The sequence below is a fragment of the Brevundimonas sp. genome (assembly GCF_051858995.1).
In the GTDB taxonomy this organism is placed as follows: domain Bacteria; phylum Pseudomonadota; class Alphaproteobacteria; order Caulobacterales; family Caulobacteraceae; genus Brevundimonas.
On the sequence record NZ_JBHYGN010000008.1, the window covers coordinates 410,729 to 417,583 of the forward strand.

At 68.4% G+C, this 6,855-nt stretch carries 7 protein-coding genes and 2 tRNA genes; 5 read left to right on the forward strand and 4 right to left on the reverse strand.

Translation table 11 applies throughout. From position 1 onward, the window contains the following. Window positions 1-90 precede the first annotated feature (90 nt). Genes metG through ACTIEF_RS09580 form a run of 3 tightly spaced genes read left to right on the forward strand, consistent with a single transcriptional unit; the run spans window position 91 to window position 2,913 of the window. Entirely contained in the window at window positions 91-1,797 is a 1,707-nt protein-coding gene (gene metG, locus ACTIEF_RS09570) for a methionine--tRNA ligase (protein WP_439471900.1), read from the forward strand. A 39-nt stretch (window positions 1,798-1,836) separates the two neighbouring features. Beyond that, complete coding sequence (locus tag ACTIEF_RS09575; RefSeq protein ID WP_439471901.1) at window positions 1,837-2,232, forward strand: lysozyme inhibitor LprI family protein; 396 nt, start codon at window positions 1,837-1,839, stop codon at window positions 2,230-2,232. A gap of 33 nt (window positions 2,233-2,265) precedes the next feature. Beyond that, entirely contained in the window at window positions 2,266-2,913 is a 648-nt protein-coding gene (locus tag ACTIEF_RS09580; RefSeq protein ID WP_439471902.1) for a lysozyme inhibitor LprI family protein, read from the forward strand. Between the two features lie 6 nt (window positions 2,914-2,919). Here the strand turns inward: ACTIEF_RS09580 and ACTIEF_RS09585 are convergent, their stop codons facing one another. The 4 genes from ACTIEF_RS09585 to rlmB form a co-directional block, all read right to left on the reverse strand. Next, window positions 2,920-4,044: a glutathionylspermidine synthase family protein gene (locus ACTIEF_RS09585; protein ID WP_439471903.1), complete on the reverse strand. Its 1,125-nt coding sequence runs from the start codon at window positions 4,042-4,044 to the stop codon at window positions 2,920-2,922. After that, window positions 4,044-4,352, reverse strand: coding sequence for a hypothetical protein (locus tag ACTIEF_RS09590; RefSeq protein ID WP_439471904.1), 309 nt, complete (start codon window positions 4,350-4,352; stop codon window positions 4,044-4,046). The genes ACTIEF_RS09585 and ACTIEF_RS09590 overlap by 1 nt, the downstream gene beginning before the upstream one ends. Before the next feature lie 2 nt (window positions 4,353-4,354). Beyond that, window positions 4,355-5,197 (reverse strand): TerC family protein, encoded by an 843-nt coding sequence (locus tag ACTIEF_RS09595; RefSeq protein ID WP_439471905.1) that lies wholly within the window; start codon window positions 5,195-5,197, stop codon window positions 4,355-4,357. A 234-nt stretch (window positions 5,198-5,431) separates the two neighbouring features. Then, window positions 5,432-6,358, reverse strand: coding sequence for a 23S rRNA (guanosine(2251)-2'-O)-methyltransferase RlmB (rlmB, locus tag ACTIEF_RS09600; protein ID WP_439471906.1), 927 nt, complete (start codon window positions 6,356-6,358; stop codon window positions 5,432-5,434). A 148-nt stretch (window positions 6,359-6,506) separates the two neighbouring features. Between rlmB and ACTIEF_RS09605 the strand changes: the two genes are divergently transcribed. After that, window positions 6,507-6,590, forward strand: a tRNA-Tyr gene (locus tag ACTIEF_RS09605). Window positions 6,591-6,666: 76 nt separating this feature from the next. Beyond that, window positions 6,667-6,740 (forward strand) — tRNA-Gly (locus ACTIEF_RS09610). Window positions 6,741-6,855: the final 115 nt, after the last annotated feature.

The following is a 6,855-nucleotide window of genomic DNA, read 5'->3' on the forward strand; positions in this document are numbered from 1 at the left end:
TTCGAACCGTCAGGACTTGCCGTGGCGGCCAAGCATCGCCACTAACACTCGCTCCTCCTCGTCACTCGCCACTCGGTTCTCGCCACTCTCATGTCCCGCATCCTCATCACCTCGGCGCTGCCCTACATCAACGGCATCAAGCATCTGGGGAATCTGGCGGGCTCCATGCTGCCGGCGGATGTCTATGCGCGGTTCAAGCGGGCGCAGGGGCATGACGTCCTCTACATCTGCGCCACCGACGAACACGGCACCCCGGCTGAACTGGCCGCCGCCAAGGCCGGTCAGGACGTGCGCACCTATTGCGACGAGCAGCACGAGATCCAGAAGAGCGCCGGCGAGGCCTTCGGCCTGAGCTATGACTGGTTCGGTCGCTCCTCGAACGAGCCGAACCGTCGCCTGACCCAGCATTTCGCCAAGGTGCTGGAGGAGCGCGGGCTGATCGAGGAGCGGGTCGACCGGATGATCTATTCCGTCGACGACGCCCGCTTCCTGCCGGACCGCTATGTCGAGGGCACCTGCCCGCACTGCGGCCATGTCGGCGCGCGCGGGGACCAGTGCGACAACTGCGGTCGCCTGCTGGACCCGACCGACCTGATCGATCCGTATTCGTCGGTGTCGGGGTCGAAGAACCTGGAAGTGCGCGACACCCGCCACCTGTACCTGCTGCAGACCAAGGTCGAGCAGCCGATCCGCGACTGGATCGGGACCAAAACCGACTGGCAGACCCTGGCCCGGTCCATCGCCTACAAGCATCTGGATGAGGGCCTGATCGACCGGGGCATCACCCGCGACCTGAAGTGGGGCGTGCCGGTGGTCGGCGCCGACGGCGGGCCGCGCCCGGGCATGGAGGGCAAGGTCTTCTACGTCTGGTTCGACGCCCCCATCGAATACATCGGCGCGACCGAAGAGTGGGCCGAGGCGAATGGCCGGACGTGGCGCGACTGGTGGCGCACCGACGAGGGCGCCGACGACGTCCGCTATGTCCAGTTCATGGGCAAGGACAACGTCGCCTTCCACACCGTCAGCTTCCCGGCGACCATCCTGGGCTCGGGCGAGCCGTGGAAGACGGTCGACACCCTGAAGGCCTTCAACTGGCTGAACTGGTATGGCGGGAAATTCTCGACCAGCCAGAAGCGCGGTGTCTTCATGGATCAGGCGCTTGAGCTGCTGCCCGCCGACTACTGGCGCTGGCACCTGACGGCCTATGGCCCGGAGCATTCAGACGCGGCCTTCACCTGGGAGCAGTTCCAGTCGACGACGAACAAGGACCTGGCCGATGTGCTGGGCAATTTCGTCAACCGGATCGTCAAGTTCACCGAAAGCAAGTTCGGCGGCGTGGTGCCCGAGGGCGGCGCCCTGACCGAGGTCGAGCAGTCCTTCCTGACCCAGATCAAGGGCGGCCTGGCCGAGGCGACGGCCAATCTGGAAGAGATGGAGTTCCGCAAGGCGGCGCAGTCGATCCGCGCCGTCTGGGTGCTGGGCAATGAGTATCTGCAGGTCGCGGCGCCGTGGACGGCGTTCAAGACCGATCAGGAGCGCGCCGCCACGGCCACCCGTTTCGGCCTGAACCTGGTCGCCCTGTTCGCCCGTCTGGCCGCTCCGGTGATCCCGGGCTCGGCCGAGAAGATCGCCGCCAGCGTCGGCTCGACCGACCTGAGCTGGCCGTCGGCGGACGAAGACCTGCTGTCGGCCCTGCCGGTCGGCCAGTCGGTCGCCGCCGCCAGCGTCCTGTTCGCCAAGATCGAGGACGAGCAGGTGGCGGAATGGAGCGCGCGGTTCGGCGGCGCGGAAGGCTGAGGCGCACGCCGCGAGAGAGTTTCCCAAAGGAGTCGCGTCATGCTGTCCGCCGTTTTGCTGTCTGTCCTCGCGGTCGCCGGTCAGGAGCCGCCGCGGGATTGCGCAAGGCCGAACGGGCATCTGGAGACGGTCGCCTGCTACGGCGAACGGCGTGAACAGGTCGAGGCCGATCAGCGGGTGATCCTGTCGCGGATCAATGCGCGGCTGGACCAGCTTCCGGCGGAGGGCGGCGTCAATCCGCAGCAGGCGAAGCAGTCGCTGGAGCAGGCCCAGTCGCACTGGGCCGCCTTCGTCGCGGCCGATTGCCGGGCCGGCGAGGCCCTGTTCGGGGAAGGCGCCGCCTTCGCCCTGGACTCGTTGGACTGCGAGATCACCCACTATCAGGCGCGCAACCGGCAGCTCGCCGCCTTCGAGGCGCGTTACGGCGGCGCCTGACGGATCGTTCAAGCCCCTTCGGAGGTGTCGCCCTTGATCGCCTTTCTCCTGCTGTCCCTCGCCGCGCCCCAGGTCAGCGAGCCCTCGTTCGACTGCCGCCGCGCCTCGACCCCGGCAGAGCATGCGATCTGCGCCGATCCCCGGCTCGGGCGGCTGGATCGGGGGCTGGCGGATCGCTACGTCGCCGTGCGCGGGGCGATGACCCCGCCGATGCGCGAGGCCCTGACGCGGGATCAGCGGTGGTTCCTCGGCGCGCGCGACGAGTGGCAGGAGAACAGCACGCGCGGCGGCTTCCGGGACTTCCCCGATCTGGCCGCGCGGATGGACGACCGGATCGCCTTCCTGGATCGGCTGCGGACCCGCCCGGCGCCCCATATCCAAGGCGTCTGGCGTAATGCGGCGGGCGAGATTGAAATCCGCACCCTCGAGAAGGGGCAGGTCTCGGTCGACATCAGCGCCGCCAATCCGGTCAACGCCCGCTGGATGTGTCAGGTGTCCGGCCGGGGGCAGGTTGGGGATCGCGTCATCACCCTCGACGGCGGGGACGGCTGGCGCATCCGCCTGTCGCTGCATCAGGGCTATCTGAAGGTCGAGGAACTGGCCCCCGGCGGCCGGGGCGGCGTCCGCCCCTACTGCGGCGCCAACGGCCATCTGGGCGAGGCCTATTTCCTGACGCGGTGAGGCGCCTCAGCCCTCGATCACATGCGGCACGAAGCGCGCCGTGTTGCCGGTGATCAGGCCGGCTTCGCGGATGCCCATGCCGACGGCGGCGCCGTCGACGATCCAGCTGCCGATGACGGGGCGATGGCCGTCGAAGTCGGGCAGGTCGTAGAGGCGCTGCCACACATAGCCTTCGTCGCCGTAGTCGCCGCCGGTGGCCTCGGCGACCTTGCCGTCCTTGACGATCGAGATGTTGGCGCCCTCGCGGGCGAGGATCGGCTTGCGGGCGTGGTCGCCGGGCAGGGGCTCGAAGGCGGCTTCCAGCAGGTTCGGGTGGTTGGGGAAGAGGTCCCACAGGATCGGCAGCAGGGCCTTGTTCGACCAGATCATCTTCCAGATCGGCTCGATCCACAGATTGGGCGCGTGGGCGATGCGTGAGCCATACTGCTCGCTGACCAGCCATTCCCACGGATAGAGGTGGTACAGGGCCTTGATCGGCGCGCCCGAGGCGTCGGCGAAGCGCAGGCCGGTCCATTCGATCTCGTGGATCGGCAGGGGCAGGCTCTGAACCCCGCCTTCGCGAGCCAGGTCCCGCATATAGGCGACGGTGACGGCGTCTTCCGCCGCGCCTTCCTCGGCCCAGGTGAAGTGCACGGGCCGGGGCAGGGCGGGGCCGATCTCGCGCCAGCGGGCGATCAGGGCGTCATGGATGCCGTTGAACTGGTCTCGGCCCGGGAAGACCGCTTCCAGCCAGTCCCACTGGATGACCGCCGCCTCCAGCAGGGAGGTTGGGGTGTCGCAGTTGAACTCGAACATCCTGGGCGGCGAGACGCCGTCATAGCCCAGGTCGAAACGGCCATGGTTCAGGGCCGGGGGCTCGTCGTCCCACGCCTTGCGGATCAGGGGGACGGCGAAGTCCGGGATGCCGAACCGGTGGAACAGGTTGTGGTCGAGGATGTGCTGACCGGCGGTCAGGCACAGCTGGTACAGCTCTTCGGTCGCCTGCTCGATCTGGCGGATCTGGCGGCGGTCGAAGCGGTAGCAGGCGGCCTCGTTCCAGTAGGGCTGGTCGGCGGCGGTGTGCCAGACGAGGCCGAGGGCCTCGACCCGCTCGCGCCAGTCGGGACGGGGCGTCAGCGCCTGACGGAACATCAGCCGCCCGAGGAGCCGCGCGCCGAGGCGCCGAAGCCGCCGCGGGCCGGAGCGGTGTAGGTGCCGCCCGAGACCTTCTCGCCGGTGCGGGCGCGGGTGGTCTCGCGACCGCCGTAGTACCAGTAGGCTCCACCGGCCCGACCGCCGCTGCGCTGGCAGTTCTGGTCGGCGATGCGACGACCCGCGCCGTCGGTGCAGACGCGGCTGTCGGCCTGGGGCCGGGGGCTGCAGGCGGTGATCGACAACGCCGCCGCGACCGAGGTCGCGAAGGACAGCTGGCCGACGACGGTGTTGAGCGAGGTTTTCATGGTCAGGCCGCGGGGACCGTCACGGGCGGGGGCAGGTCGGCGGGCGTGGCCCCCGGCTGGGTCAGGCAGGCGTTGCGCTTGGGACCCTCGACCTCGGCCTTGCAGAATTTGGCCACCTCGTCCGGCTTGATCTGCAGGAAGGCGGGGATGGCGGCGTTGTGCTGGGCCAGGTTCTGGGTGCGGACCACGGTGGCGCGGTAGCCGTCCCAGATCATGTGCAGCGCCACGTACAGGACGATGACCAGGCCGACGTAGCCGATCCAGCGGAAGCGGTGCAGCAGCTTGGCGATATAGGTCGCCGCCACGCCCATCAGGCCGATCGACAGGACCAGGCCGAAGACCATGATCCACGGATGCTCGTGGGCGGCGCCGGCGACGGCCAGCACATTGTCCAGCGACATGGTGATGTCGGCGATCATGATCTGGACCAGGGCGGCGCCGAAGGTCTTGCGCTTCAGGCCCAGTTCCTCGGGCGACGGGCCGGTGCCGTGCTCGATGCTCATGGCCAGCTCGAGTTCCTTCTCGGCCTCGGCCTGGTCGTGGGTCGCCTGCTCGCGCAACTCGCGCCACATCTTCCAGCACACCCACAGCAGCAGGAAGCCGCCGGCCAGTAGCAGGCCTATCAGGCCCATCAGCCAGCCGGTGACCAGGGCGAATCCGATGCGCATGACCACGGCGGCGATCAGGCCGATCAGGATGGCCTTCTTGCGCTGTTCCTGAGGCAGGGCGGCGGCGGCCAGACCCACGGCCACGGCGTTATCGCCGGCCAGCACGAGGTCCATCATCACCACCTGACCGAGGGCGGTCAGCTGGGAGCCGAGTTCGGGGGAGGAGAGGAATTCCATGTGCGCTGCTCTAGCCGTGCGACAGTCTGTCGCCAAGAGGGCGCATCTCCTCCCCGTCGCGGTCCGCGATGGGGAGGCGGCTCGGCGGCGATCCGCCGACGAGACGGAGGGGGCGGCGCGAGCGTTAGGGGAGTGGCGAACGACCGTCCGAAGCCGGAGCCGCCCCCTCCGTCACGCTTCGTATTCGAAGCGCGACACCTCCCCCTTCGCGACGCGAACGGGGAGGTGGAGCCGTCATCCCGCCTGTTTTCGCGCCGCCTCATAAAGGGCGATGGCCGCCGCGTTGGAGACGTTCAGGCTTTCGAAGCCGCCGGGCATCGGAATCCTGGCCATGGCCTCGCAGTGTTCGGCCACCAGACGGCGGACGCCGTCGCCTTCGGAGCCCATGACCAGCACGGTCGGCTGGGCGTCCAGCGCCTGTTCCAGCGTCAGATCGGCCGAACCGTCCAGACCGACGGCGCGCCAGCCCATGTCGGACAGCTTCTCCAGCGCGCGGCTGAGATTCGTCACGCGGGCGCAGGGCAGGCGTTCGGTGGCGCCGGCCGAGGCTTTCGCGAGCGCGCCGGCTAGGGCGGGGGAGTGACGGTCCTGCACGACGATTCCCCTGGCCCCGAACGCCAGGGCCGAGCGGAAGATGGCGCCGACGTTCTGGGGGTCGGTCAGCTGGTCCAGCATGACGATGACGCCGGATGCGTCCTCGGCGATGTCTTCCAGCGCCACGCCTTCCAGCGGGACGACCTTGAAGGCCATGCCCTGGTGCACGGCGCCGGCGGGCAGCATGCGGGTCAGGGTCGGGCCGTCCACGACCTCGGCGCGGTGGCCGTTGGGGGCGAGGCGGTCGCGCTCGATCTCCTCGGCGCGGTCAGCGGTGACGATCAGTCGGCCCATGCCCTTGCGGGCCGGGTTGGCCAGAGCCGCCAGAACGGGGTGACGACCCCACAGCCAGTTGTCGGCGTCGGGCTTTGCGCCGCGACCCGGACGCCCGCCGGATTGGGGTGCGGAATCACTCCGCGGCGCCGAACCGCGTTCCGGGCTCCATCCGCCACGCTCGCCTGAAGGCTTGCCGCCGGCCTTCGGACCGTCGAAACGCCCGCCAGGCCTGCCGGAGGGGGCCGTTTTCTTGCCCGATTTCCGGTCATTGCGTTCTGAAATTCTCGACACTATAAGACGCCCTCCGATTTGGAGCCCTGAGGGCTTTCGGGTCTGGCGCACCTCCTAAAGCAGGCGTCGCGGGATCACGAGAGGCTTTGTTGCTTCAGGGGCCGAAAGGTCGTTGAAGCAAGGATCCGACGGTTTTGAAAAGCGCGCTGGGGGAATGTCCCGAGCGGCAAAGGGGGGGGACTGTAAATCCCCTGCGTAAGCTTCGCAGGTTCGAGTCCTGCTTCCCCCACCACGCGCTTTCAAAACGACGGACCGGACCCCACGTCGGGTCGGCTGCGGAGGTCCTCATGGCCCGACGCAGTCTCCGCGCGGGTATAGTACAATGGTAGTACAGCAGCCTTCCAAGCTGAATATGTCGGTTCGATTCCGTCTACCCGCTCCAGGTTTTTAGATCAGCATCGCGCCCCTCCGCTGACGGACCCGGGCCACAGGAGTTTTGGCCATGGCCAAGGAAAAGTTCGAACGCACCAAGCCGCACTGCAACATCGGCACGATCG